The organism is Sphingopyxis sp. OPL5 (assembly GCF_003797775.2).
Taxonomy (GTDB): Bacteria; Pseudomonadota; Alphaproteobacteria; order Sphingomonadales; family Sphingomonadaceae; genus Sphingopyxis.
The window spans coordinates 3,224,580-3,250,360 of record NZ_CP060725.1; the positions used below are offsets into that span (position 1 = coordinate 3,224,580).

The window sequence follows — 25,781 nt, forward strand, 5'->3', positions numbered from 1 at the left end:
AGTGGCTATTCCTCGGTCCGTATCAAAATCATCTCGCCGATCAGCGCGAAGAGGATGAACGGTCCCCACGCCGCGAGGAAGGGCGTGTAGGCGCCGAGGTCGCCCATCGCGAGGGCGAAATTGTCGGCGACGAAATAGGCGAAGCCCAATGCCATGCCGAGGATGGCGCGGACGAACAATTTGCCTGAGCGCGCGAGGCCGAACGCCGCGACGGCGCCGAGCAGCGGCATCAGGATCGCCGACAGCGGTCCCGAAATCTTGTGCCACAGCACGCCCTTTAGCGCGTCGACCGGGCGGCCTGCGGCCTCGAGGTCGGCGATCGCGCTCTTGAGCTGGAGGAAGGGCATCTGGTCGCCCTTGACCTGCGCCAGCGTGAACTGGTCGGGGGCGACGCCCTTGGCCGCGACGATCGTGCCGAGCGGCTGGATCGTTCCCGAGCGGCGCAGGAAGCGCTTGGCGTTGGTGAGTTCCCAGCCGCCATCGACCGCGCGCGCGCTGTCCGCCGACAGGATCGACGACAGCACCCCGCCGGTGCGTTCATAGATGGTGACCTTGTTCAATATGACCACCGGACCGCCGGTCTGCACCGTGCCCGCGTTGATCAGGTCGTTGCCGGCGCGCACCCATATGTTGCTGCGCACGCCATTGTCGATCGGCACCTTTGCATATTGAACCTTTTGCCAGGCGGCGAGCGCCCCGGTCGAACGCGCGACGATGCGTTCGTTGAAGGCGAAGCTGATGCCGGCGACGAGGAAGGCGGCGAGGAACAGCGGTGCGAGCACCTGATGCGCCGACATGCCGGCGCCCTTCATCGCGATGACCTCGCTGTTCTGGTTCAGCGTCGCGAGGGTCAGGATCGTGCCGAGCAGCACCGAAAAGGGCAGGAAGGTCTCGATGATCTGCGGAATACGCATGCCGACATAACGCCAGACCTCGGCATCGCCATTGCCCGCGACCGCCAGGATCTTGCCGCTCTCGCCGAGCAGGTCGAGCGTCTGCAGGATCAGCACCAGCGCGAACAGGATCGCGAAGGTGCGGACGAGGAACAGGCGCCCGACATAAAGCGCCATGGTGCGCGAGGGGAAGAAGGAGAGCTGGTGCATCAGTCGGCCGCCGACACCGCGCGCGGCTTGCGCTGGAACAGCGTGATCAGCCCGCGGATGCGCTGGCCGGCCTTGGCGGCGACGCGTTCGAGCGCGCCGATCGGCTGGCCGCCAGGCACATGCGCGACGGTATAATACATCCAGATCGCGAGGCCCGCGAAGAGCAGGAAGGGCACCCATAGCGCGATCAGCGGATCGACGGTGCCGCGCGCGCCCATATCCTCGGCATATTCGTTGATCTTGTGCTGGGTCACCAGCAGCACGATCGACAGGAAGATGCCGAGCGACGAAGTCGATCGTTTCGGCGGGATGGCGAGCGCGATCGCGATCAGCGGAATCAGGAACATCGACACCACCTCGACGATGCGAAAATGGAAATTCGCGCGCGATTCGAGGCGGGTCTTCAACGGTTCGCGCTGATCCTTGCCGGCGACGAACAGTTCGGGGATCGTCTTTTCGCGGTCGGCGCCGCCGCGGGTGCGAAAGGCGTCGATCTTGGGCAGCGGGATCGGCAGGTCATGATTGTCGAAGGTCAGGACGCGCGGCACCGCGAATTTGGGCGATTCATGGATCAGTACGCCCCGGGTCAGCCGCAGGATGATTGTGTCGGGATCGTCGGTGGCGAGGAACTGGCCCTGCGCCGCGGTTGCCGACACGCTTTGCCCGTCTTTCTGCTCGCCGCGCACGAAGATGCCGCGCAAGCTGCGGCCTTCGTTCGAGCTTTCCTCGATCCGCAGCGTCATGCGTTCGCCCAGCTTATTGAACTCGCCGACCTTGATCGACGCGCCGAGTGCCCCCGAACGCAGTTCGAACTGCAGCCCTTCATAGGCGTAGCGGGCGAGCGGCTGGATGAAACCGACGATCGCGAGGTTGAGCAGCGCCAGCGCCAGCGCAAAGGCATAGGGCACGCGCATCAGCCGCCCGAAACTCATGCCGACGCCCTTCAGCACATCGAGTTCGCTCGACGTCGCGAGGCGACGAAAAGCCAGCAAAATGCCGAGCATCAGCCCGATCGGAATGCCGAGCGACAGATATTCTGGGATCAGATTGGCGAGCATGCGCCAGACGACGCTGACCGGGCCGCCTTCGTTCGCGACGAAGTCGAACAGCCGCAGCATCTTTTCCAGCACGAGCAGCATCGCGGACAAAACCAGCGTGCCGAGCATGGGGAAGAAGATGAGCCGCGCGATGTAGCGGTCGATGGCGGGCAATCTATTCAAGCTTTCGTCGCCCCATCACCATGATTTGGCCGCAAATGATTCCGATATGCCGATTCAAGGGCGACAGGGACCCGTGCCGGCTTTGGCTGGCATGGCTATAGCCACTGGGAGCTAATGCGTCATGTCGAAATTTGTATCGACGTCACTCTGCATCATTCTGCTGGCGGTCACGGGACCGGCACATGCAGAGGGGCAGGTCCTGTCGAACGACCTGTCGAAATGCCGGAGCGGTCCGTCCACCCTTGTCCAGATCAGCGGCCTCAAGGCCGGAACGGGCCGGGTGCGCGTCCAGGCCTATCGCGCCACATCGGCCGACTGGCTGGCCAAGGGCCGCTGGATCAACCGGATCGAGGTGCCCGTGCGCGCCGCGTCGATGACCGTGTGCGTGCCGCTGCCGGCCGCCGGCAGCTATGGCATCGCGGTGCGCCACGACGTTAATGGCAACGGCAAGACCGACCTGTCATCGGACGGCGGCGGCATGTCGAACAACCCGAGCATCAACATCTTCAACCTCGGCAAGCCGAGCTACAAGAAGACGGCGTTCGCGGTGGGCGATGCGCCAAAGACGATCTCGATCACCATGAAATATATGTAAGGAACTATGGCCAGCGTCGCGCTCCTTTCCAATCCACGCTCGACCGGCAACCGTGCTCTGTTGCCGCGGGTGCGGGAAATCTGCGCGGCGCATCCCGACATATTCCATTATGAGGTCGAGGACGTCGACCAGATCGGCGAGGCGATCCGCACCATCGCGATGGTGTCCCCGCGCATCATCGTCGTCAACGGCGGCGACGGCACGGTCCAGGCGGCGCTGACCGAACTCTATTCGGGCGATTATTTCGGCGGTTCGCCGCCGCCGGTCGCGGTGCTGCCCAACGGCAAGACCAATTTGATCGCGCTCGACCTGGGCGCCGAGGGCGATCCGCTGAAGGCGCTCGAACGCGTGATCGAACTGGTCGAGACCGGCCGGATCGAGGATCATGTGATCCAGCGCCAGCTGATCTCGCTCGACAGCGGCGGCGAAGCGCGGCCGGTGCTCGGCATGTTCCTCGGCGGCGCCTATCTGGCCGATGTGATGCTCTATTGCCGCAACCGCATCTATCCGCTCGGCCTGCCCAACGGGCTGTCGCACGTTCTGGCAGCGGTCCTCGGGCTGTTCGCGATGCTGCTGGGAATCGGCGGCGGGCGGCTGCCGCCCAAGCCGCAGCCGATGATCGTGTCGTTGATCCGCCAGGGCGAACTTCACGGCAAATTCTCGCTGTTGATCGTCACCACGCTCGAAAAGCTGCTGCTCAGCATCCGCACCAACGACAGTCCGGGCCCGCGCGGCCAGATGAAGCTGCTCGCGGTCGAGCGCGGCGCCGGCGCGCTGTTCCGCATGCTTGGCGCGACCTTGCGCGGAACGCTCGGGCAAAATCCGCTCGAAGGCGTGCATTTCCAGCAGGGCGACGAAATCCGGATCGAGGGCGAGCGGTCGAACGTCATCCTCGACGGCGAGATTTTTATCGCCAAGTCGGGGCGCCCGATCGTCCTGACCTCGACCCAGCCGGTTCCCTTCCTGCGGCTCGCCGCCTGAGCCTCGTCATGCACGACAGCCTGACCGATCTGGTCCGCGCCGAACTCGCCACCCCCGTCGATCCGCGCGCGCGCGTGATGGCCGCGGCGATCGCGGCGCAATATCCCGGCTCGGCGCGCGCGGTGCTGTTTTACGGCAGCTGCCTGCGCGAAACCCAGCTTGACGGGCTGATGCTCGATTTCTACCTGATCGTGTCCGACTATGGCGACGCCTATGGCCGGCGCTGGATGGCGGCGGCGAACCGGCTGATCCCGCCGAACGTCTTTCCGTTCCAGCACGACGGGCTGATCGCCAAATATGCGGTGCTGAGCGAAGCCGACTTCCACCGCCTGAACGGGTCCGAGACGCGCAACGTGTCGGTCTGGGCGCGCTTCGCCCAGCCGTCGCGGCTGGTGTGGGTGGTCGACGACACCGCGCGCGACCGCGCGATCGCCGCGGTGTCGCGCGCCGCGCCGACGTTGCTTGCCGCCGCTGGCGCGGTCGATGGCGAGCAACCGCTCGACTGGTGGCGCCGCGCCTTCGCGCTCACTTACTCGGCCGAGCTGCGCGCCGAACGCACCAGCCGGGCGCAGTCGGTGGTCGACGCGACCCCCGAACGCTATGCGCGCTTCAGCACCGCGGCGATGGCCGCGATCCCGGCGAATGCACGCGCCGGCGGCTGGATGCGCCGCCGCGCCGAAGGCAAGGCCCTCAGCATCGTCCGCCTCGCCAAGGCGAGCCTGACCTATGCCGGCGGGATCGATTATCTGGCGTGGAAGATCAACCGCCACGCGGGAACCAAGATCGAGATCAAGCCCTGGCAGCGGCGATGGCCGCTGGTCGCGGCGCTGACGCTGGTGCCGCGATTGATGAAGAGCGGGGCGATACGGTAGCGGCCGCTAGCGGGCGTAGATCCTCCCTGCGGCGAAGCCGTGGGGAGGGGGACCGCCGCGAAGCGGTGGTGGAGGGGCCGCGGCGCCGCACCGACGCCTGACGGCGTCGGCCCCTCCGTCAGCCCTACGGGCTGCCACCTCCCCATCGCTGCGCGACAGGGAGGATCGCCAATGTCCGCTCTCCACCCCCGACCAGCGACCCAACCTCAGCCGAATGCCGCGATCTTTTCCGTCGGCCGCGGTTCACCGCTCCGCCGGATCGCCTGATCGAGCTGGGTCAGGGTGAAGGGCTTGCGCAGCACGTCATGGTCGCCGAACGCGGCGACCTCGCTCGCGTCGCCGGCGAAGCCGGTCACGAACAGCACCGCCAGCGCCGGCCAGCGCTCCTTCAGTTCGGCGACGAGTTCGGGGCCGGTGAGGTCGGGCATCAGTACGTCGGACAGGATCAGGTCGAAGCCGTGTTTTTCGACCAGCGCCGCGGCGTCGCGCGGATCGTTGCACGCGACCGCGCGGTGCCCCAGTTCCTCGACCGCCTCGACCGTCGCGGTGAGCACGCGCGGATCGTCCTCGACGACCAATATATGCAGCGCTTCGCTTGCGGCCTCGGTCGCGGCCACCGGCGATGCGACGATTTCGGTCGGCATGGCTTCGGGCCGCTTGATCACCGGCAGCAGCATCGCGACGCTGGTGCCTTCGCCCTCGGTCGACTGGATCTGCACCTCGCCGTCGGACTGGCGGCAGAAAGCGAAGACCTGGCTCATGCCGAGGCCGGTGCCCTGTCCCGCAGGCTTGGTGGTGTAGAAGGGGTCGAAGACGCGTTCGAGCACATCGGGCGACATGCCGCAGCCGGTATCGATTACCTGCACCGCGAGCGCTGCGGGTTCATCCTCGCCGTCGCCGAGCGTCCGGATCGTCAGCGAACCATGGCTCTCCATCGCATCGCGCGCATTGACCGCGAGGTTGAGCAGCGCATTTTCGAACTGCTGGCGGTCGAGCCACGCCGCGAGTCCCGGCGCCTGCAGGTCGAGCGTCAGCGCGATGCGGTCGCCGATCGTGCGTTCGATCAGTTCGGCAAAGGCGGCGATGCTGTCGTCGACCACCATCATCTCGGGCCGTGCGGGTTCCGACCGCGCGAAGGCGAGCAGGCGGCGGGTCAGGTCGGCGGCGCGGTTGGCGCCGTCGAGCGCATTGTGGATGTGTCGCTGCGCCTTGTCGGGCGCGTCGGCGAGCCAGCGCTGCGCGAGTTCGAGCCCGCCAACGACGACCGCCAGCATATTGTTGAAGTCGTGTGCGATGCCGCCGGTCAGCTGGCCGACCGCCTCCATCTTCTGGGCTTGGCGCAGCTGGTCCTCGGCCACCGCGCGCTCGGTCATCTCGTTGCGCAGCGCGAGGTTCGCCTGAGCCAGCTCGGCGGTGCGGTCGGCGACTGCGGCTTCGAGCTGGGTTGCGCGGTCGGTCTCGGCGAATTGTTCGCGGCGCGCCAGTCGGCGATCGCCCTCGGCGCGGATCAGCGAAAAGGTTGCGGCGATGGCGATGATCGCGGCGGCGGCACCGAGCAGCGAAAATAGCAGGATCGCCTGGTTGAGGCTGTCGCGGTCCGAGGCGGCAAGGCGATTGCGCTCGGCGAGCAGGGTGCGCTCGTTCTGGATCAACTGAGTCAGCAAGCGGTCGATGCGGATCAGCGCGACGTCGTGGCCCGCGGCGTTATATTTTGAGATCGCCGCGATCGTCTGCCGGTAGTTGGCGCTGAGCGCCGCGTCGCCGAGTTGCGCGCCGCGGCGGTCGAGTTCGGTCGTCAACTGCCCGACCAGTTCGGCCGCCTTGGGATTGTCGCGGACGTTGCGCCGCAGCAATGTCAGATATTGGCGCGCGAGGCCCCATTGCTGCTGATAGACGCGGCCATCCTCTTTCTGCAGCCCGACCGCGAAACGCCCGAGCGCCGCCTCCGACCGCGCGAGCGCGGCGTCGAGGCTGCGCGTTTGCGATATGACTTCGAGGCTGTGGGCCTGCCAGCCGAGCGAGCGGTCGTAATTGTCGTTGGCGCGGGTCACGAGCAGGACGAGCGCGACGACGACCCCGACGAGGATCGCGCCGACGCCGATCGTCAGCCAGAAGCGGAGACGCTCCCGCCGGCCATCGTTTTCGCTGTCATAATCCCGCTCGAACACCCGGCGCTTGTACCGGACAAGCGCCGCGTGGAAAAGCCGCGAACGAGTCGCCGGGCGTCGGCCTCGTCAACTCGCCCCGAAAATGAGTCCGCTGGTCGGCCAGCCCACTCGATTCAGCTGATAATGCCGACGCGTTTGCCCGCACGTTCGAAGCGGCCGAGGATTTCGCCGACCTGTTCGCTGCTATGCTCGGCGCAGAGCGAACAGCGCAGCAAGGTCATGCCCGCCGGGGTTGCGGGCGGACGCGCGAGATTGACGTAGAGCCCCTCTTCGAGCAGTGCTTCCCACATCATCGCGCCCTGTTCGAGGTCGGGCATGATGACCGCGATAATCGCCGACTGCGGCTCTTCGGTGCCGAGCGTGAAGCCGAGATCGCGCAGACCCTTGTGCAGCAGCTTCGAATTTTCCCACAGATGGGCGCGCTTGTTCGACCCGTGCATCAGCTTGCGGATGCTCGTCGCCGCGGTCGCGACGACGCTCGGCGGCAGCGAGGCGGTGAACACATAGGGACGGCAGACGAGCCGCAGGATTTCGAACTTCGGATGGTTCGACACGCAGAAGCCGCCGACGGTGCCGACGCTCTTGCTGAACGTGCCGATGACGAAGTCGACGTCGTCGAGCACGCCCTGCGCCTCGGCGACGCCGCGGCCATGTTCGCCGATGAAGCCCATCGAATGCGCCTCGTCGACCAGCACCATCGCGCCGGCTTCCTTCGAGACGCGGATCATCTCTTTCAGCGGCGCGATGTCGCCGAGCATCGAATAGACGCCCTCGAGCACGACAAGCTTGCCTGCCTCGGGCGGCAGGCGCTTCAGGCGCTTTTCAAGCGCTTCGACGTCGTTGTGGCGGAACGCGACGATTTCGGCATTGCCCATCGCGCAGCCGTCATAGATCGACGCATGGCTGTCGATGTCGAGGATGACATAGTCGCCCTTGCCCGCGATCGTCGAAATGATCCCGAGATTCGCCTGGTACCCGGTCGAGAACACCATGGCATGATCCATGGCGTAAAATTCCTTGAGCGCCTCTTCGCACTCCTTGTGGCCCTGATAGGTGCCGTTGAGGACGCGGCTGCCGGTGGTGCCGCTGCCGAACTTGTCGAGCGCATCCTTGCCCGCGGCGATGACGTCCTCGTCGAAGGTCATGCCCATATAATTATAGGTGCCGAGCAGGATCGTCTCGCGCCCGTTGCAGATCGCGACGGTCGGCGAGACGACTTTCTCCATCACCAGATTATACGGATCGGTGACGCCGGTCGCGAGCAGATCCTCGCGCTGCTGGATCAGCGGATCGAATTTCGAAAAAAGGTCGGTCATTTTTGGTCTTCCGTGTTCCCCGGCGCAAGCCGGGGTCCAGATGAGTGGCGCGATATCGCATGGACCCCGGCGTTCTCCGGGGAACACAAAGCTATCAGCCCTGCAGCTTTTCGACCGCGGCGATCAGCTGGCCGACGGTTTCGATCTCTGCCTGCATGTTCATGCTGATGATGATGTCGAAGGTGTCCTCGACCTCGGCGACAAAATCCATCACCGTCAGGCTGTCCCATTCGAGATCGCCGGCAAAGGTGGTGGCGTCGGTCAGCTCGACGCCCTTCTTGTTGAACGGTTCGATCAGGCCGTGGATCTGGTCGGTGAGGGCGGTGCTCATGGGTGCGTCCCTTTAAGGAAATAAACTTGCGCGCGGGCATGCCGCGCTGTCCCCTGCTTGGCAAGCGAATGCGGCGGGATTCGGGCAGCATCTTGCCCGCGCCGGACGGACGTGCCATCGCTGCTGCGGGTCGCACCACACAGGCATGGCAGGGGCAAGCCGATGGACGACAAGGCCAGCGAGACCAGGAACCCGACCGGGGCGGCAGCGCCGCCGCCCGCGATCAGCTTTCCGCCGAACGCGGTCCATCTGGTGCGCACCAACCAGCAGATCACGCTGACGCTGTCGCAGATGGCCGATCAAAAGGCGTCGATCCTGATGGGGGCGACCTTCGTCGTCTTCACCCTCGCGATCGGGCAGGCGCGCGCCGGGGCGGGCGCGCTCGCGGTGCCGCTGGCGATCCTCGCGACCTTTTCCTTCCTGTCGGCGCTGCTCGCGATCTCGGCGGTGCTGCCGCGCGTGGGAAAGGCGCCGCCGATCGTCTATCGCGACGGCAAGGACCACAGCAATATCCTGTTCTTCGGGCGCTTTTCGCAGATGGAGGAGGATGAGTTTATCGACGCGGTGAAGACGCGGCTGCGCACCGAGGAAGATATTTACGAAACGATGCTGCGCGACACCTATCAGAACGGCATCGTGCTGGCGCGGCGCAAATATCGCTATCTGGCCTATGCCTATCGGCTGTTCGTTGTCGGGCTGACCGCGACCTTCATCGCCTTTGCGGTCGAAATGGCGATGCTGTGGAGCAAATGACGGCGTGAAGCATTAGGCCAAAGATGACCGACGTCTTCATCAGCTACAAGCGCGAGGAGCGGGCGCGCTGCGTCGCGATCTACAACGCGCTCGTCGACCTGAAACTATCGGTGTGGTTCGACGCGCATATCGAACCCGGTACCGATTTCGACCGCGAGATCGAGCGCGAGGTGCGCGGAGCCAGCGCGGTGCTCGTGCTCTGGTCCGAACGCGCCGCCGACAGCGACTGGATCCGCGCCGAGGCGCGGACCGGGCGGCAGACGAACCGGCTGGTCGCGATCCGGCTCGACGATTGCCTGCCGCCGCTCGAATTCGCGTCGGTGCAGGCGATCGACCTGTTCGACGCGCCCGACTTCCAGTCGGGTGAGGGCTGGCGGCAGATCGTGACGCGGATCGGACGGCTTGCCGGGCGGCCGGGACTTGGTGACTATGTTCGCTGCGAACAGGATGCCGACGCCGATCGCTGGCGCGGCTGGATCGCCGCCAACCCCGATGACCCGCTGGTCGACAAGGCGAAGCAGCGGCTGGCGCTGCTGATCCGGCCCGAGCCCGCCTTATCCCTGGCGCAAGCCACGGCGCCCGCAGCCGATATCGCGCCGCCGGCGACCTCCATCCCGACACCGGCACCAGCCGAATCCGCCGCCGTATCCCCGCTATCATGGATAGGTCGTCACGGCTGGACCGTCGCAATCGCCGTGCTGCTGTTGTTCGGTACGATCGCGCTTTTCGATCGTTTCACGACCAGCGACAAGGCACAGAATGCGGCAATCGACGGCCCGCTGTCCGAACGTCCGTCGCAAGGCGTGCCTGTGCCGAACAATCCCGCCGCCGCCCCGGCCGCGACCGGGGTGGCGGGAAAGGACAAACCCGCGCGGTGCCCCGGAACCAATCCCTTTCGCATCGCCGCCTTGCCCGGGCGTACCGATCTGCAACCGCAATGGAAGCAGGCGGCCGACAGCGCCTGGCTCGCATGGCGGAATTGTCCGGGTCTGGTCGTTGTCGAGGGTCATGTGGAAAAGGGCGGTAACAGCCGCGACGCATCGAACATGGCCATTAAAATGGCGGAACAACTCGCGCTGAAGGGGATTCCGGAAGGAACATTGACCTGGACCGGCAAAGGCGCGGAGACACCGCTGCCAGGCCGCGACCCAGGCGATGCGGCGAACCGGCGCGTCGAAATCTATCTGATGGAGCCCTATCACCCCGGCCTGCGCTGATCGCTGAATGTGGCCAATATGCCACCATCGCCGACAATCTTGGGCCCGGCACCAACGCTCGATTGAAACCCCCTGCGGCCGCGCCTATTCGGGCCGGCTGTGTTGCAGACCGCCGCCCCCCTGACCGCGGATGTTCCGTCGGGTCTTCGCACCGAATTTCGGGCGACGCTGGCGCTCGCCTGGCCGCTGGCGGCGGCGAACCTGTTGCAGATGCTCGTCCATGCGATCGACGTGATCTTCGTGGCGCGGCTCGGCGACGCGGCGCTCGCCGCCTCGTCGCTCGGCGTTTCGATCTTCGGGTTGCTGTTGTGGACCGGCTCGGGACTGGTCGGGGCGTCGGCGCCGCTGATCGCCGCCGAACTCGGCCGCCGCAAACATGCGGTGCGCGAGGTGCGGCGCACGGTGCGCATGGCGCTGTGGCTCAGCGCGCTCGTTGCCACGGTCTTCATGGGGATATGTGCGGCGGGCGGGCCGATCATGATCGCGACAGGGCAGGGCGCCGACATGTCGACGCGCGCCGCCGGGTTCCTGCTCATCTTGATGTGGGGCATGTTCCCGATGATCGCGGCGAGCGTGCTTCGGATCTTCGTCTCGGCGCTCGGCCGGCCGACGATCGCGACCGCGATCACCTTTGGTGCGCTCGGGGTCAACGCGCTCGGCAACTGGATGCTGGTGTTCGGCAATCTCGGCATGCCCGCGCTCGGCCTTCATGGCTCGGCGATCTCCAGTGTGATCACCAGCACGCTGATGCTGCTCGCTTATGTCTTCATCATCCAGTCCGACCGGCGGCTGCGGCGCTATCACCTGTTCGGCAACTGGTGGCGCAGCGAATGGACGCGCTTTTTCGAAATGTTGCGCATCGGCGCGCCGATCGCACTGACCATCCTGGCGGAGGCGGGGCTGTTCACCGGCGCCGCTTTCCTGATGGGCCGCATCGGCGAGGCGCAGCTTGCCGGCCACACGATCGCGCTGCAGGTCGCGGCGCTGGCTTTCCAGATTCCCTTCGGCGTCGCGCAGGCGGCGACGATCCGTGTCGGCCTGGCCTATGGCGCGGGCGACCATCGCGGCATTTCCTATGCCGGTACCGCGGCGATGATACTCGGCATCGGCTTCATGGGCGTCACCGCGCTGACGATGTGGTTGTTCCCGTCGCTGGTGCTGTCGATCTATGTCGACGTCGATGCCGCGAAGAACGCCGCGCTCGTCGGCTTCGCGATGCAGTTCCTGGTCGTCGCCGCCGCTTTCCAGCTGTTCGACGGGGCGCAGGCGGTCGCGGCGGGCGCGCTGCGCGGATTGCAGGACACGCGCACCCCGATGATCATCGCGATCTGCGGTTACTGGATCGGCGGTTATGGCACCGCGATCTACCTCGGCTTCTGGACGCCATGGGCCGGAGTCGGGGTGTGGATCGGGTTGGCGGTCGGGCTGGTGCTCGTTGCCGGGCTGCTGCTGCTGCGGTGGCGGATGCGCGCCCGGCTCGGCCTGTTACCGGCCTGACGCAAAAACTTCGCAAGAATCTTGTGGGAGTCGCCTTGACGCCTATCTGACTCCCACCCATATGCCCGCCTGTTAGCACTCCCCCGTGGCGAGTGCTAAAGGACTATAGTTCGTATCATTTGGAGGGAGTCCCATGGCTCAATTTCGTCCGCTGCACGACCGCGTGCTTGTCCGCCGTATCGAAGCCGAAGAAAAGACGGCCGGCGGCATCATCATCCCCGACACCGCCAAGGAAAAGCCGCAGGAAGGCGAAGTCGTCTCGGTCGGCACCGGCACCCGCGCCGATGATGGCAAGGTGACCCCGCTCGACGTCAAGGCGGGCGACCGCATCCTGTTCGGCAAATGGTCGGGCACCGAAGTCAAGGTCGACGGCGAAGAGCTGCTGATCATGAAGGAATCGGACATTCTGGGCGTCATCGCCTGAACCGTCCCCGCGTCCCTTGCGGATGCGATTTCAGTGTAAAGTTGCGCGGTTTTCCGTGCATTTCAAAGGAACAAGCCCATGGCTGCTAAAGACGTCAAATTCTCGCGCGACGCGCGCGAACGCATCCTGCGCGGTGTCGACACCCTCGCCGACGCGGTGAAGGTCACCCTCGGTCCCAAGGGCCGCAACGTCGTGATCGACAAGAGCTTCGGCGCGCCCCGCATCACCAAGGACGGCGTCACCGTCGCCAAGGAAATCGAACTCAAGGACAAGTTCGAAAACATGGGCGCCCAGATGCTGCGCGAAGTCGCATCGAAGGCGAACGACAAGGCCGGCGACGGCACCACCACCGCGACCGTTCTCGCCCAGGCGATCGTGCGCGAAGGCATGAAGTCGGTTGCCGCCGGCATGAACCCGATGGACCTGAAGCGCGGCATCGACCTCGCGGTCACCAAGGTTGTCGAAACGATCAAGGCACAGTCGAAGCCCGTTTCGGGCACCGCTGAAATCGCCCAGGTCGGCATCATCTCGGCCAATGGCGACACCGAAGTCGGCGAGAAGATCGCCGAAGCGATGGAAAAGGTCGGCAAGGAAGGCGTGATCACCGTCGAGGAAGCCAAGGGCCTCGATTTCGAACTCGACGTCGTCGAAGGCATGCAGTTCGACCGCGGTTACCTGTCGCCCTACTTCATCACCAACCCGGAAAAGATGCTCGTCGAGCTGGCCGATCCGTACATCCTGATCTTCGAAAAGAAGCTTTCGAACCTGCAGGCGATGCTGCCGATCCTCGAAGCCGTGGTTCAGTCGGGTCGCCCGCTGCTGATCATCGCCGAAGACATCGAAGGCGAAGCGCTCGCGACGCTGGTGGTCAACCGCCTGCGCGGCGGCCTGAAGGTCGCGGCCGTCAAGGCACCGGGCTTCGGCGATCGTCGCAAGGCGATGCTGCAGGACATCGCGATCCTCACCGCCGGTGAAATGATCAGCGAAGACCTGGGCATCAAGCTCGAAACCGTCACGCTCGCCATGCTCGGCCAGGCCAAGCGCGTCACCATCGACAAGGACAACACCACCATCGTCGACGGTGCCGGTGAAGCCGCGACGATCAAGGGCCGCGTCGAACAGATTCGCGCCCAGATCGAAACGACGACCAGCGACTACGACAAGGAAAAGCTGCAGGAACGTCTGGCGAAGCTCGCCGGCGGTGTTGCGGTGATCAAGGTCGGCGGCGCTTCGGAAGTCGAAGTGAAGGAACGCAAGGATCGCGTCGACGACGCGCTGCATGCGACCCGCGCTGCGGTCGAAGAAGGCATCGTCCCCGGCGGCGGTACGGCGCTGCTGTACGCGACCAAGGCCCTCGAAGGCCTGTCGGGCATCAACGAAGACCAGACCCGCGGCATCGACATCATCCGTCGCGCGTTGCAGGCTCCGGTTCGCCAGATCGCCGAAAACGCGGGCTTCGACGGCGGTGTCGTCGCGGGCAAGCTGTTCGACCAGAAGGACACGAGCTTCGGCTTCAACGCCTCGACCGACGTCTATGAAGACCTGGTCAAGGCCGGTGTCATCGACCCGACCAAGGTCGTCCGCATCGCGCTTCAGGATGCCGCCTCGGTTGCCGGTCTGCTGATCACCACCGAAGCCGGCATCGCCGAAACGCCCGACGACAAGCCCGCCATGCCCATGGGCGGCGGCGGCATGGGCGGCATGGGCGGCATGGACTTCTAAAGTCCCTGTTGCACCCATCGCTCGGCGCAAGCTGACAGGAAGGGCCGGGGAGGAAACTCTCCGGCCCTTTCCCTTTGTCCCTCGCGCTTGCGGGACAAGCGAGGGAAGGGCATGGAAGGGGCATGACAACCGCCACCCCCATCGACCGCCTCCGCGCCGCGCTGCTGGCCGATGAGGCGGCGCAGCTCCGGCTTGCTCCGCTTGCCGATACGGCGACCTTTCTCGACGCGATCACGGCTTATGCTGCCGAGCTCGGCCTGCCGATCACACGCGATGCCTTTGCCGCCGGCCTTGCCCGCGCCGCGACGCCGCAGATGGAGCAGGAACTGCCCGCGCTGCGGCTGGCCGAGGCGCCGCCGCGCCACTGGTTGCCGGTCGAACTCAAACCCTATCAGGGTGCGATCGTCATCGAATGGCTGCATTTCGCCGGCCTGCCGCTGACCGATCCCTTTTTCGAGGAAACATGGCGCAAGGTCCGGCTGCTGCCGTTCAACCGGCTGATGCGCACCGCGACCCCGCTGTCGGCGATCGAGCCTTTCGTCGAGGCGCCGCCGCCCGACGGACTCGTCTTCCACATGTCGCGCTGCGGTTCGACGCTCGTCGGCCAGATGCTCGGCGCGGCGCCCGACCATATCGTCCTCGCCGAACCGCCGGTCCTCGACACGGTGATCCAGCTTGTCGGACTGGGGCAGGTGTCGCCCGCTGCGATCCGCGCGATGGCCGGCGCGCTGACCCGCGACCGCGGCGGCGATGCCCGGCATCGCTTCATCAAGCTCGACGCCTGGCACGCTCTCGTGCTGCCGCTGCTCCGCGGTATATGGCCCGGCACGCCGTGGACCTTTCTCTACCGCGATCCCGTCGAGGTACTGGTATCGCAGCAGCGCCGTCCGGGGATGCATTGCCGGCCCGGGGTGCTGCCGCTCGAGGCCTATGGTGTCGATCCGGCGGAAGGCGCGGCGGCGGAGGATTATCCCGCGTGGATCCTCGGACAAATCTGCTCGGCCGCGGCGGACGCGGTCGACGGCGATTGCCTGCTGCTCAACTATGACCAGCTTCCCGCCGCCTTGACCGACGCGCTCCTGCCGCATTTCGGGGTCGCGCCCGATGCGGCCTCGCTCGACAAGATCGTCGCGGCGGGTGGGCGCTATTCGAAGGCGCCCGGACAGGCCTTCACCGGCGATTCCGCGGCCAAGCAGCGCGAGGCGTCGCCCGCGCTGCGCGCCGCCGCCGCACCCCTGCTCGCGACTCATGCGCGGATCGAGGAACTGCGGCTCGCGGCCAAGACGCCGTCGGAGCCGGTGGCATGATCGCGTCGCGCGTGCTCCTGATCGCTGCGGCGGCGCTCGCGCTGCCCGCCGTCGCCACCCCGCCCGCGCCGGCCCCCGCGCCCGCCGTGGCCGAGCCCGCACTGCCGACGGTGCCGCGCTGCGGCTATCGCATCGTCGAGACCTATCCGCACGACAAGGACAGCTTCACCCAGGGGCTCTTCTGGCACGATGGCTATCTTTACGAAGGTACCGGCCAATATGGCCGCTCGCGCCTCGCGCGGCTCGACCTTGCGACGGGCAAGGCGCTCGCCGAAACGAAGCTGCCCGTCGACGAGTTCGGTGAGGGCATCACGCGCTGGCGCGACCAGATCATCGGCGTCACCTGGCAGGGCGGCGTTGGCCATCGCTGGCGGCTTCAGGACCTGAAACCGATCGGCGATTTCTGCTACAAGGGCGAGGGCTGGGGGGTCACGATGGTCGGCGACGATCTCGTTCTCAGCGATGGCACGCCCGACCTGCGCTTTTTCGATCCCGCGACAATGACCGAAAAGGGCAAGGTTACGGTGCGCTTCGCCGGCCGGCCGCTGGCGATGCTCAACGAACTCGAAACGATCAAGGGCGAAATCTGGGCCAATGTCTGGATGACCGACGCGATCGTGCGCATCGACCCCGCAACGGGAACCGTCAAATCATATGTCGACCTGACGGGATTGAGCGCGACCGCAGGCGCTGGCGATCCCGACGCGGTGCTCAACGGCATCGCGTGGGACGCGAACAAGAAGCGCTTGTTCGTCACGGGCAAATATTGGTCGAAGCTGTTCGAGATTGCGCTGACCGACTGCCGCTAGGGCGGCGTCAGCGCTTCCTCCATCTTTGCCGCTGCGGCATCATAGACCCGCGTCTTCAGGTCGGCGGTAATCGCGGCGGGCGTCCGGTCGGGATGGCCGCCGGCGAAGGGCGGTGCGGGGTCATATTCGATCGCGAGCTGGATCGCCTGTGCGACCGCCTCGCCCTTCAGCCGCGCGATCAGGGTGAGCGCGAAATCGAGGCCCGAGGTCACGCCGCCGCAGGTGACGATATTGCCATGTTCGACGACGCGTGCCTTCACCGGTTCGGCGCCGACGCGCGGCAAAAGATGGGTGTAGCCCCAATGCGTCGTCGCGCGCTTGCCCGCGAGCAGCCCGGCGCGGCCGAGCAGGAAGGCGCCGGTGCACACGCACGTCACCCATGCCGCGCCCGCCGCCTGCCGCGCGATGAAAGCGATCGTTGCCTGATCGCCCAAAGCGTCGACCACGCCGTGGCCGCCGGGAACGCAGAGAATGTCGGCTTGCGGCGCCGAGGCGAAATCATGCGTCGGCAGGATTGAAAAGCCACTGTCGGTGACGATCGGATCGAGGTTCGCCGCCGCACCGACGAGTGTGGCCCCGGGCATGCGGCTCAAGGCCTGAGCGGGCGCGGTGAAATCGAGTTGGGTGATGCCGGGGAACAGCAGGAAGACGATGGTGGTCGGCCGGATATCGGTCATGGGCGTGTCCTTGCGCTGGCGATGGATCACCCAGGCGCGCGGCTCGCAGGACCAACCGGTCCGTCCCGCTTCCCGATGGGACTCCATCTTCAGCGCCAGTCGCGGGACGCCTCCATTCTAGCGCCGCGGTGGCGCGGACGGAAGGCGGTTATTTCTTCGCCTGATCCTGATCGGCGGCGGTCGCGTCGGGGGGCGCCGTGCCATCGCGGCTTTCGAGCATCTCGGCGGCATCGTCGAGCGCCTTGGCTTCGCCGACGGTCACGCCGCCCGGGCCGGGTTCATTGTCGGTGCCGCCGCACCCGGTCATCAGCATCAGCGCCGCGGCAACGGGGGCCAGCGTGGCGGTCCTGCGGTTCGGCATCGTCTCTCTCCCGCAAAAAAGGGCTCCATCCGCTTTGGAATGGAGCCCTCTTTTTGATGCACGCGTCAGCGCGCCAACGACTTACTTCTTGTCGTTGGCTTCTGCCTTGGCGGTTTCGTCCTTGATCTTGTCGCCAGCGGCGGCAGCGGCGTCGCCGGCGGCGTTCACGGTGCCTTCGACGGCGTTGCCGGCCTTGTCGGCGGCAGCGGCGGTCGCGTCGGCGGCATCGGCTGCACCGGCGGCAACGGCATCGCCGGCAGCGGCGGCGTCATCGGCCACGGCGGCGCCGGCTTCCGAGGTTTCTTCCTTCGCCTTTTCCGAGCAGGCGGTCAGGCTGAAAGCCGCAGCGGCGATCGACGCGATGATGAGTTTACGCATGGTAATTCCTTTCGAATGCCAAGGTGACCGGCATCCGGTCCCTGACGGCAAGGACTAACCCCCCGTCGCGCGCTTGGCAACCGTAGAGCAGCGGTGCGGGGCGCTGGTCCTTGTTCCAAAACGGAAAAGGGCCGCCGGCTTGCGCCGGCGACCCCTTATTCCTTCAGTCGAAAGACTGGCGGAACGCTTACTTCTTGGCAGCGTCGACAGCAGCCTTGGCAGCGTCGGTCGCTTCGGTAGCGGCCTTGGCAGCTTCACCGGCCTTGTCGGCAGCTTCACCAGCCTTGTCGGCGGCGCCGGTCGCGGCGTCGGCAGCTTCGCCAGCGGCAGCGGCGGTCGCGTCGGCGGCACCGGCAGCGGCGTCCATCGCACCGTCGGCAGCACCTTCGGTGGTGGCTTCGGTCGTCGCTTCGGGGGTTGCGGCTTCGTCAGCCTTCTTTTCGCCGCAAGCGGCGAGGCCCAGCGAGGCGGCGAGGACGAGCGACAGAGTGATCGACTTTTTCATATGGGAATACCCCTCTCGATTGAACTGATCGGTAGCATTCCGGAGACGGTCCATTCCGAACCCGGCGAGTTGCCAACCGCCCTTACCGCTACAATTTCGCAGAATCCGGTGCAACGGGCTTTTTGCGTGGTCTGGCGCAAATGAGACGAGGCGGTCGTTCATCTTTGGGAAAGGCGCCGGAAATGCGGCGCCGCGCTCGGTTGACTGGATATAAAGAAATCTTTATATGTGCGTATGTGACCGAGCTTATCGACATTTTCCGTGCCTTGGCCGACCCGACCCGCCTGCGAGTCGTCGCCTTGCTGCGCGAGATGGAACTGGCGATCGGCGAGCTTGCGGTCGTCCTCGAACAAAGCCAGCCACGCGTATCGCGCCACGTCCGTATCCTTGCCGACGCCGGGATCATCGAGCGCCGCCGCGAGGGGAGCTGGGTGTTCCTGCGTATCGCCGAGGGTGGTCCGGTCGGCGAAATCCTGGCGCGCGCCGAACTCTGGCCCTTCTCGCCGCGCGAGGCGCTGATCATCGGCTATGACGCGCAGCGGCTTGCTGCGGTGCGCACCGAACGCGCCGCGGTTGCCGAACGCTATTTCGCCGATCATGCCGCCGAATGGGACGCGATCCGTTCGCGCCATATTCCCGAAAGCGAAGTCGAGGCGGCGATGCTCGCGCTGGTGGCGGGCCGCCGGCTCGGCCATCTGCTCGATATCGGCACCGGGACGGGTCGGATGGCGGAGATTTTTGCGCCGAGCGTGCGCCGTATCACCGCGCTCGACCGCAGCCCCGAAATGCTGCGCATCGCACGCGCCAAGCTCGCCGACCAGCCGGTGCCGATCGACCTGGTGCAGGGCGATTTCCTGAACCTGCCGCTCGACGACGCGACGATCGACAGCATCGTGATCCATCAGGCGCTGCACTTCGCGCACGAACCCGACCGCGTGATCGCCGAGGCCAGCCGGGTGCTGCGGGGCGGCGGGCATCTGTTGATCGTCGATTTCGCGCCGCACGAGGACGAGGAAATGCGCAACGTCGCCGCGCACGCGCGCCTCGGCTTTTCGGACGCGCAGATACGCGGCTGGTTTGCCTCGGCGGGCATGGTGCTCGAAAATTCGCAAACGCTCGAAGGCGGCGATCTGGCGGTCAAGCTCTGGCTCGGCCGCCGCCGCTCGGACGAAGATCAATCCCCCGTTCGCGAGGACGGGCAGCGCAAAAGGCTTGCGGCATGACGACCAATCTCAACTCGCTGGCAGAGGCGCATCGCGCCGCCGCGTCGCCCCTGTTTGCCGGACTCGCCGGCGACATCGGCATCAGCTTCGAATTTTTCCCGCCCAAGACCGAGAAGATGGGCGAGACTTTGTGGGACTCGATCCGCACGCTCGAACCGCTCGGTCCGCGCTTCGTATCGGTGACCTATGGCGCGGGCGGGTCGACGCGCGAGCGCACCCACGCGACCGTCGCGCGCATCGTTCAGGAAACGGGCATCCCCGCCGCCGCGCACCTGACCTGCGTCGATGCCAGCCGCGGCGAGATCGCCGAGGTCGCCCAGGCCTATTGGGATGCCGGCATCCGCCACATCGTCGCGCTGCGCGGCGACCCGCCGGTGAAGGGCGAGAGCTTCCGCGCCCACCCCGATGGTTATGGCTGCGCCGCCGATCTGGTGTCGGGCCTGCTCGAGATTGCGCCGTTCGAGATCTCGGTCGCCGCCAATCCCGAGATGCACCCCGAGGCGCTGAGTCCGCAGGCCGATCTGGACAATCTCAAGCGCAAGCTCGACGCCGGGGCGACCCGCGCGATGACGCAATTCTTCTTCGAACCCGATACCTTCTTCCGTTTCCGCGATGCCGCGGCGGCGGCGGGGATCACCGCGCCGATCCTGCCCGGGATCATGCCGGTCAGCAATTTCGCCGCGATCCAGCGCATGTCGGCGATGTGCGGCACCGACGTGCCGCGCTGGCTGGCTTCATTGTTCGAGGGGCTCGACGACCTCCCCGCCGCGCGCCAGCTCGTCGCCGCGACGACCGCCGCCGAATTGTGCCGCCGGCTGTACGCGGGCGGGGTTCGCGATTTCCATTTCTACACGCTCAACCGCGCCGAACTCAGCTATGCGATCTGCCATATGCTGGGGGTTCGTCCGGCGGCGCCCGCGACGGAGAAAGCCGCATGACGACCACCGCCCGCGAAGCCCTGATCGCTGCCGCCAAGAAACGCATCCTGCTCACCGATGGTGCGTTCGGGACCGAGATTCAGAACTGGAAGCTGGCCGAGGCGGATTATGCCGGGTCGCTCGGGCTGAGCCACGACCAGAAGGGCAACAACGACATCCTCGCGATCACCAGGCCCGAGGTACCGGAGACGATCACCCGCGCCTATCTGGACGCCGGATCGGACATCGTCTCGACCAACACCTTCTCGGCCAATATGATCAGCCAGGCGGATTACGGGGCCGAGCATCTGGTCCGCGATATCAATGTCGAGAGTGCAAAGATAGCGCGGCGGCTCGCCGACGAATATGCCGCGAGGGACGGGCGCCCGCGCTTTGTCGCCGGAGCGATCGGGCCGACCAATAAGACCTTGTCCCTGTCGCCTGACGTCAACGATCCCGGGTTTCGCGAGATCGACTTCGACCATCTCAAGACCGTCTATCTTGAGCAAACGATCGCGCTGGCCGAGGGCGGCGCCGACTTCATCCTGATCGAGACGATCTTCGACACGCTCAACGCCAAGGCGGGCATCGCCGCGGTGATCGAGGCCGAGGCGAAGGTCGGGCGCGAGCTGCCGCTGATGATCTCGATGACGCTCACCGACCTGTCGGGGCGCAACCTGTCGGGGCATACGGTCGAGGCCTTCTGGTACGCGGTGCGCCACGCCAAGCCTCTTACGATCGGGCTCAACTGTTCGTTCGGGGCGGCGCAGCTGCGCCCGCATGTGAAAGTGCTATCGGAAATCGCCGACGCGCTGGTGATGGTCTATCCCAACGCCGGCCTGCCCAACGAACTTGGCGAATATGACGAGATGCCCGATACCACCGCGGGCCTTGTCGGCGAATGGGCCGAGCACGGCCAGGTCAATATTCTCGGCGGCTGCTGCGGTTCGACCCCGGCGCATATCGCGGCGATGGCAAAGGCGGTGACCGGCCTCACGCCGCGCGCATTGCCGCAGGTGCCCGTGCGCACGCGCCTCGCCGGCCTCGAACCCTTCACGATGGCGGCATAGTCCCCCTCCCGCCTGCGGGAGGGGTTAGGGGAGGGCCTGTCTCACCCCGCACCGACCGACGATGATTGAACAAGCCCTCCCCCGACCCCTCCCGCAAGCGGGAGGGGAGAAGATGGATCAGATGACCGAAACCGCCTCCTCCTCCGCCACCAATTTCGTCAATATCGGCGAGCGCACCAACGTCACCGGCTCGGCGGCGTTCAAGAAGCTGATCCTCGCCGACGACTATACCGCGGCGGTCGAGGTCGCGCGCCAGCAGGTCGAGAATGGCGCGCAGATCATCGACGTCAACATGGACGAAGGGCTGCTCGACGCCGAATATGCGATGACGACCTTCCTCAAGCTCATCGCCGCCGAACCCGATATCGCGCGGGTTCCGGTGATGATCGACAGCTCGAAATGGAGCGTGATCGAGGCGGGGCTGAAATGCGTCCCCGGCAAGCCGATCGTCAATTCGATCAGCATGAAGGAGGGCGAAGAACCCTTCCTGGAACATGCGCGCAAATGCATGGCCTATGGCGCCGCGGTCGTCGTCATGGCGTTCGACGAGGTCGGGCAGGCCGACACGATGGAACGCAAGATCGAGATCTGCGAGCGCGCCTACAAGCTGCTCGTGGGTATCGGCTTTCCGCCCGAGGACATCATCTTCGATCCCAATGTCTTCGCGGTCGCGACGGGGCTCGAAGAGCATGACAATTATGCCGTCGATTTCATCGAGGCGGTCAAGGTGATCCGCGTCCGTTGCCCGCACGTCCATTTTTCGGGCGGGCTTTCCAACCTGTCGTTCGGCTTCCGCGGCAACGAGACGGTACGCCGCGCGATGCACAGCGTCTTTCTTTATTATGCGATCCCCGCCGGGCTCGACATGGCGATCGTCAACGCGGGGCAGCTCGACGTCTATGACACGATCGATCCCGAGCTGCGGCAGGCGTGCGAGGATGTTGTGCTCAACCGCAAGGTTGAAGGAGAGGTGGAATCGCCGACCGAGCGGCTGATCGCGCTCGCCGAACGTTACAAGGGCAGCAATCCGGCGCAGGAAAAGGCGGCCGAGGAATGGCGCGGCTGGCCGGTCGCCAAGCGGCTCGAACATGCGCTGGTCAAGGGCATCGACGCCCATGTCGTCGAGGACACCGAGGAAATGCGCCTGCTGCTGCCGCGGCCGATCGAGGTGATCGAGGGGCCGCTGATGGACGGCATGAACGTCGTCGGCGACCTGTTCGGATCGGGCAAGATGTTCCTGCCGCAGGTGGTGAAATCGGCGCGCGTGATGAAGAAGGCGGTCGCGCACCTGTTGCCCTTCATCGAGGCGTCGAAGGAACCGGGCGCGAAGGGCAAGGGCAAGGTCGTGATGGCGACCGTCAAGGGCGACGTCCACGACATCGGCAAGAATATCGTCGGCGTCGTGCTCCAGTGCAACGGCTTCGAGATCGTCGATCTCGGCGTCATGGTGCCCTGGTCGAAAATCCTCGAAGCGGCGAACGAGAATGACGCCGACATCATCGGCCTGTCGGGGCTGATCACCCCCTCGCTCGACGAAATGGTGACGGTGGCCGAGGAGATGCAGCGCGCCGGCATGACGATGCCGCTGCTGATCGGCGGCGCGACGACGTCGAGGGTCCACACCGCGCTGCGCATCGACGTCGCGTACAAGGGGCCGGTGCTCCATGTGCTCGACGCGAGCCGCGCGGTCGGCGTTGCGACCGCGCTGGTCAGCGACACCGGGCGCGACGCTTATGTGCAGGGCTTCAAGGACGACTACGCCCATGTTCGCGACGTGCGCGCGGGCAAGGGACAGAGCGTGCTGCATACGCTCGAAGAGGCGCGCGCCAATTATTACGACGCCTATCTCAGCGACAAACCGCCGCCGCCGCTCCAGCCCGGGCAGCACCGCTTCGACGACTGGTCGCTCGAGGATTTGCGCGATTGCATCGACTGGACGCCCTTCTTCCGGGCGTGGGAATTGCACGGCACCTGGCCGTCGATCATGAACGACGAGATCGTCGGCGAAACCGCGCGGGCGCTCAAGGCCGACGCCGATGCGATGCTCGACCAGTTGATCGCGGAGAAATGGCTGACCGCACGCGGCGTCTGCGCCTTCTGGCCCTGCGCCCGCGACGGCGACAGCGTCACTATCCACCTCGCCGAAGAAGAGCGCCATGTGACGCTCCCCTTCCTGCGCCAGCAGATCAAGAAGAGCCGCGACCGCGCCAATATGTGCCTTGCCGACTTCATCGACCCGGCGGGCGACTGGATGGGCGGTTTCGCGGTCGGCATCCACGGCATCGAGCCGCATTCGGAGCGCTTTCGCGCCGACAAGGACGATTATTCGGACATCTTGCTGAAGGCGCTCGCCGACCGCTTCGCCGAGGCCTTTGCCGAGCGGCTGCACCAGCATGTTCGCACGACCTTGTGGGGTTATGCGCCCGGTGAGCAACTGACCAACGAGGCGCTGATCAAGGAGGAATATCGCGGCATCCGTCCGGCGCCCGGCTATCCGGCGTGCCCCGACCACAGCCTGAAACCGATCCTGTTCGACCTGTTGCAGGCGGGTGACACGGCCGGGCTGGTGCTCACCGAAAGCTATGCGATGCTGCCCACCGCTGCGGTCAGCGGTTTCTATTTCGGCCATCCCGAGAGCCAATATTTCGGGGTGGCGCGGATCGGCAGCGATCAGCTTGCGGACTATGCAGAGCGGCGCGGGGTCGATATCGAGACCGCGACGCGCTGGCTGCGCCCCAACCTCGACTGACGAAGGCTTTCCATGTCCGAAGTGCTTGAAATCGCCTGTCTCGAGGAATTTTGGGCGTCGCACAGCGGCAAGGGACCGCCGCTCGACGAGATGGTGGGCAAGCTGCTGCTCGACACGCTGGGCCTCGGCAACCAGCAGGTGTTCGAACAGCTTTATCAGGTGAAACCCGACTATGCGGGTTTCCAGGCGTGGATCCTCGAAACCGCCGGTCCGCCCGACCCGCGCCTCGTCGATCGCTATCACGCCTGGCTCTATGAAATGCCGCCGGGCGGGGACGCGCAAGCGCAACTCGATGCGATCGCGGCGATGCCCGACGTGCTCGACGCCGCCGCGCTCGCCCATTGGGACGCGCATGGCTATGTGATCCTGTCCGACGCGATCGGTGCAGACGAGATTGCGGCGGTCAAGGCGCTGCTCTGGGGAGTGATCGACGCGTCGCCCGACGATGTCGAAAGCTGGTTCACGGCGAAGACCAACGGCATCATGGTGCCGCATTTCCAGCATCCCGCGCTCGAAGCCGCGCGGCGCAGCCCGCGCGTCCATAAGGCGTTTTCGCAGCTCTGGGGCAGCGAAAATCTGTGGGTGACGATCGATCGCATGGGTTTCAACCCGCCCGAGCGCGCCGACCGGCCGTTCGCGGGATCGGACGTGCATTGGGATGCCAGCCTGGTCCAGCCGATCCCGTTCGGAACGCAGGCGGTCCTCTATCTCAGCGACACTGCCGAGGATCAGGGCGCATTCCGCTGCGTGCCCGGTTTTCACAAGCGCATCGATGGCTGGCTGGCGGGCCTGGGCGGCGCCAACCCGCGTGAGGCCGACCTCTCGGCTGACGTGAAGCACATCGCGGGCAAGGCGGGCGATCTGATCATATGGCGCCAGGACCTGCCCCATGCAGCAAGCCCGAACCGCTCGGACAAGCCGCGGCTGGCGCAATATCTGACCTATTATTCGCCCGATATGACGATCCGACCCTGGCGGTGAGGGGTGGGTTTCGAACGGTTGCGGACATGCTGCTAAGGTGGCAACTAATCAAAGATGCGCACCCAAATCGCGATTTTGCTGTTCTTGCTCGTGTCTTGCACCGATGCGCTCGGCGGCTCTTCTCGGGACGAAGTGGCTTGGGCTAAATCGCCTGATGGGCGCGTTCATGCGATCTTGCTGGAAACAAACGGCGGCGCCACGACCTCCTTCGGTTACCTGATTGAGCTTCACCCGGCGGACCATCAAGGTGAAAAGCCCGTCAATGCCGGCAGTTTATACGGCGCCGTTCGAAGTGATTGTGCATATGGCATCGACCTTCACTGGAATGACGCCAACACGCTGGTTCTCCGATTTGATAGTGCGAAGAAGATGGACGTCCCCGCATCGGTTACAGTTGCTGGCAAACGGATTCGCATCGCAGTTGAGGACGGTATGAAAAACGAGTCTGCGCCATGCGGTGGAATGGCAGCAAACCGAGTTGCAGCGAATGGCAGCTAACTGTCCTAAACCTGCCCTTAACCCATAGCACGTCAACCGTCCGCTTTCGGGACGGCGCCGATATTAACCAGCCTTGCAAACGACTGTCTCGCCCCCGTCGCCTATAG

25 protein-coding genes and 1 riboswitch are annotated in these 25,781 nt (G+C 65.6%); of the genes, 16 read left to right on the forward strand and 9 right to left on the reverse strand.

Annotation, left to right across the window (positions count from 1 at the left end; all coding sequences use genetic code 11):
• Positions 1-5: 5 nt before the first annotated feature.
• Both lptG and lptF read right to left on the reverse strand, forming a co-directional pair.
• On the reverse strand, positions 6-1,103 hold the full coding sequence (lptG, locus tag EEB18_RS15595; protein ID WP_187140894.1) for an LPS export ABC transporter permease LptG: 1,098 nt from the start codon (positions 1,101-1,103) through the stop codon (positions 6-8).
• On the reverse strand, positions 1,103-2,323 hold the full coding sequence (lptF, locus tag EEB18_RS15600; protein WP_187140893.1) for an LPS export ABC transporter permease LptF: 1,221 nt from the start codon (positions 2,321-2,323) through the stop codon (positions 1,103-1,105). Before lptF ends, lptG begins: the two co-directional genes overlap by 1 nt.
• Positions 2,324-2,444: 121 nt before the next feature.
• Between lptF and EEB18_RS15605 the strand changes: the two genes are divergently transcribed.
• The 3 genes from EEB18_RS15605 to EEB18_RS15615 are packed head-to-tail and all read left to right on the forward strand — an operon-like array spanning position 2,445 to position 4,771.
• Positions 2,445-2,918: a DUF2141 domain-containing protein gene (locus EEB18_RS15605; protein WP_056346341.1), complete on the forward strand. Its 474-nt coding sequence runs from the start codon at positions 2,445-2,447 to the stop codon at positions 2,916-2,918.
• A gap of 6 nt (positions 2,919-2,924) precedes the next feature.
• Positions 2,925-3,899 (forward strand): diacylglycerol/lipid kinase family protein, encoded by a 975-nt coding sequence (locus tag EEB18_RS15610; RefSeq protein WP_056346343.1) that lies wholly within the window; start codon positions 2,925-2,927, stop codon positions 3,897-3,899.
• An 8-nt stretch (positions 3,900-3,907) separates the two neighbouring features.
• On the forward strand, positions 3,908-4,771 hold the full coding sequence (locus tag EEB18_RS15615) for a hypothetical protein (protein ID WP_187140892.1): 864 nt from the start codon (positions 3,908-3,910) through the stop codon (positions 4,769-4,771).
• Between the two features lie 206 nt (positions 4,772-4,977).
• Here EEB18_RS15615 and EEB18_RS15620 read toward each other — a convergent pair whose 3' ends face one another.
• The 3 genes from EEB18_RS15620 to EEB18_RS15630 form a co-directional block, all read right to left on the reverse strand.
• The gene (locus tag EEB18_RS15620) at positions 4,978-6,939 is read right to left on the reverse strand and encodes a response regulator (RefSeq protein WP_187140891.1); all 1,962 of its coding nucleotides are present in this window, start codon (positions 6,937-6,939) and stop codon (positions 4,978-4,980) included.
• 113 nt (positions 6,940-7,052) lie between these two features.
• Positions 7,053-8,255: a serine palmitoyltransferase gene (gene spt / locus EEB18_RS15625; RefSeq protein ID WP_187140890.1), complete on the reverse strand. Its 1,203-nt coding sequence runs from the start codon at positions 8,253-8,255 to the stop codon at positions 7,053-7,055.
• Positions 8,256-8,349: 94 nt separating this feature from the next.
• Positions 8,350-8,586, reverse strand: a complete 237-nt coding sequence (locus EEB18_RS15630; protein WP_077148728.1) for an acyl carrier protein — start codon at positions 8,584-8,586, stop codon at positions 8,350-8,352.
• Between the two features lie 162 nt (positions 8,587-8,748).
• Between EEB18_RS15630 and EEB18_RS15635 the strand changes: the two genes are divergently transcribed.
• The 7 genes from EEB18_RS15635 to EEB18_RS15665 all read left to right on the forward strand — a co-directional run bounded on the left by EEB18_RS15635 (position 8,749) and on the right by EEB18_RS15665 (position 16,315).
• Complete coding sequence (locus EEB18_RS15635; protein WP_187140889.1) at positions 8,749-9,339, forward strand: Pycsar system effector family protein; 591 nt, start codon at positions 8,749-8,751, stop codon at positions 9,337-9,339.
• Between the two features lie 23 nt (positions 9,340-9,362).
• On the forward strand, positions 9,363-10,556 hold the full coding sequence (locus tag EEB18_RS15640) for a TIR domain-containing protein (protein ID WP_187140888.1): 1,194 nt from the start codon (positions 9,363-9,365) through the stop codon (positions 10,554-10,556).
• A gap of 99 nt (positions 10,557-10,655) precedes the next feature.
• Positions 10,656-12,053, forward strand: coding sequence for an MATE family efflux transporter (locus EEB18_RS15645; protein ID WP_187140887.1), 1,398 nt, complete (start codon positions 10,656-10,658; stop codon positions 12,051-12,053).
• A gap of 133 nt (positions 12,054-12,186) precedes the next feature.
• Positions 12,187-12,477: a co-chaperone GroES gene (groES, locus tag EEB18_RS15650; protein ID WP_056346358.1), complete on the forward strand. Its 291-nt coding sequence runs from the start codon at positions 12,187-12,189 to the stop codon at positions 12,475-12,477.
• Positions 12,478-12,555: 78 nt separating this feature from the next.
• Positions 12,556-14,199 carry a chaperonin GroEL gene (groL, locus tag EEB18_RS15655; RefSeq protein WP_056346359.1) on the forward strand — a complete coding sequence of 548 codons (1,644 nt, stop codon included), beginning with the start codon at positions 12,556-12,558 and terminating at the stop codon, positions 14,197-14,199.
• Between the two features lie 122 nt (positions 14,200-14,321).
• Positions 14,322-15,506 (forward strand): aspartyl beta-hydroxylase, encoded by a 1,185-nt coding sequence (locus tag EEB18_RS15660; RefSeq protein ID WP_187140886.1) that lies wholly within the window; start codon positions 14,322-14,324, stop codon positions 15,504-15,506.
• Positions 15,503-16,315, forward strand: a complete 813-nt coding sequence (locus tag EEB18_RS15665) for a glutaminyl-peptide cyclotransferase (RefSeq protein ID WP_187140885.1) — start codon at positions 15,503-15,505, stop codon at positions 16,313-16,315. Before EEB18_RS15660 ends, EEB18_RS15665 begins: the two co-directional genes overlap by 4 nt.
• On the opposite strand, the gene EEB18_RS15670 is transcribed toward EEB18_RS15665, so the two are convergent.
• The 4 genes from EEB18_RS15670 to EEB18_RS15685 all read right to left on the reverse strand — a co-directional run bounded on the left by EEB18_RS15670 (position 16,312) and on the right by EEB18_RS15685 (position 18,236).
• The gene (locus tag EEB18_RS15670; protein ID WP_187140884.1) at positions 16,312-16,992 is read right to left on the reverse strand and encodes a DJ-1/PfpI family protein; all 681 of its coding nucleotides are present in this window, start codon (positions 16,990-16,992) and stop codon (positions 16,312-16,314) included. The two genes, EEB18_RS15665 and EEB18_RS15670, sit on opposite strands and share 4 nt — an antisense overlap.
• A gap of 21 nt (positions 16,993-17,013) precedes the next feature.
• A riboswitch (ZMP/ZTP riboswitch) is annotated at positions 17,014-17,105 on the reverse strand.
• 35 nt (positions 17,106-17,140) lie between these two features.
• Positions 17,141-17,353 (reverse strand): hypothetical protein, encoded by a 213-nt coding sequence (locus EEB18_RS15675; RefSeq protein WP_187140883.1) that lies wholly within the window; start codon positions 17,351-17,353, stop codon positions 17,141-17,143.
• An 81-nt stretch (positions 17,354-17,434) separates the two neighbouring features.
• On the reverse strand, positions 17,435-17,731 hold the full coding sequence (locus EEB18_RS15680) for a hypothetical protein (RefSeq protein ID WP_056346368.1): 297 nt from the start codon (positions 17,729-17,731) through the stop codon (positions 17,435-17,437).
• A 187-nt stretch (positions 17,732-17,918) separates the two neighbouring features.
• On the reverse strand, positions 17,919-18,236 hold the full coding sequence (locus EEB18_RS15685; protein WP_056346370.1) for a hypothetical protein: 318 nt from the start codon (positions 18,234-18,236) through the stop codon (positions 17,919-17,921).
• Positions 18,237-18,472: 236 nt separating this feature from the next.
• Here EEB18_RS15685 and EEB18_RS15690 point away from each other — a divergent pair, with 236 nt between their 5' ends.
• The 6 genes from EEB18_RS15690 to EEB18_RS15715 all read left to right on the forward strand — a co-directional run bounded on the left by EEB18_RS15690 (position 18,473) and on the right by EEB18_RS15715 (position 25,674).
• The gene (locus tag EEB18_RS15690; protein WP_187140882.1) at positions 18,473-19,459 is read left to right on the forward strand and encodes an ArsR/SmtB family transcription factor; all 987 of its coding nucleotides are present in this window, start codon (positions 18,473-18,475) and stop codon (positions 19,457-19,459) included.
• Positions 19,456-20,397 carry a methylenetetrahydrofolate reductase [NAD(P)H] gene (gene metF / locus EEB18_RS15695; RefSeq protein WP_187140881.1) on the forward strand — a complete coding sequence of 314 codons (942 nt, stop codon included), beginning with the start codon at positions 19,456-19,458 and terminating at the stop codon, positions 20,395-20,397. Before EEB18_RS15690 ends, metF begins: the two co-directional genes overlap by 4 nt.
• A complete protein-coding gene (locus EEB18_RS15700; RefSeq protein ID WP_187140880.1) occupies positions 20,394-21,446 on the forward strand; it encodes a homocysteine S-methyltransferase family protein in 1,053 nt (350 codons plus the stop codon). Before metF ends, EEB18_RS15700 begins: the two co-directional genes overlap by 4 nt.
• A gap of 121 nt (positions 21,447-21,567) precedes the next feature.
• Entirely contained in the window at positions 21,568-24,195 is a 2,628-nt protein-coding gene (metH, locus tag EEB18_RS15705; protein WP_187140956.1) for a methionine synthase, read from the forward strand.
• 12 nt (positions 24,196-24,207) lie between these two features.
• The gene (locus EEB18_RS15710) at positions 24,208-25,176 is read left to right on the forward strand and encodes a phytanoyl-CoA dioxygenase family protein (RefSeq protein ID WP_187140879.1); all 969 of its coding nucleotides are present in this window, start codon (positions 24,208-24,210) and stop codon (positions 25,174-25,176) included.
• A gap of 54 nt (positions 25,177-25,230) precedes the next feature.
• Positions 25,231-25,674 (forward strand): hypothetical protein, encoded by a 444-nt coding sequence (locus EEB18_RS15715; RefSeq protein WP_187140878.1) that lies wholly within the window; start codon positions 25,231-25,233, stop codon positions 25,672-25,674.
• The last annotated feature ends 107 nt before the right edge of the window (positions 25,675-25,781 follow it).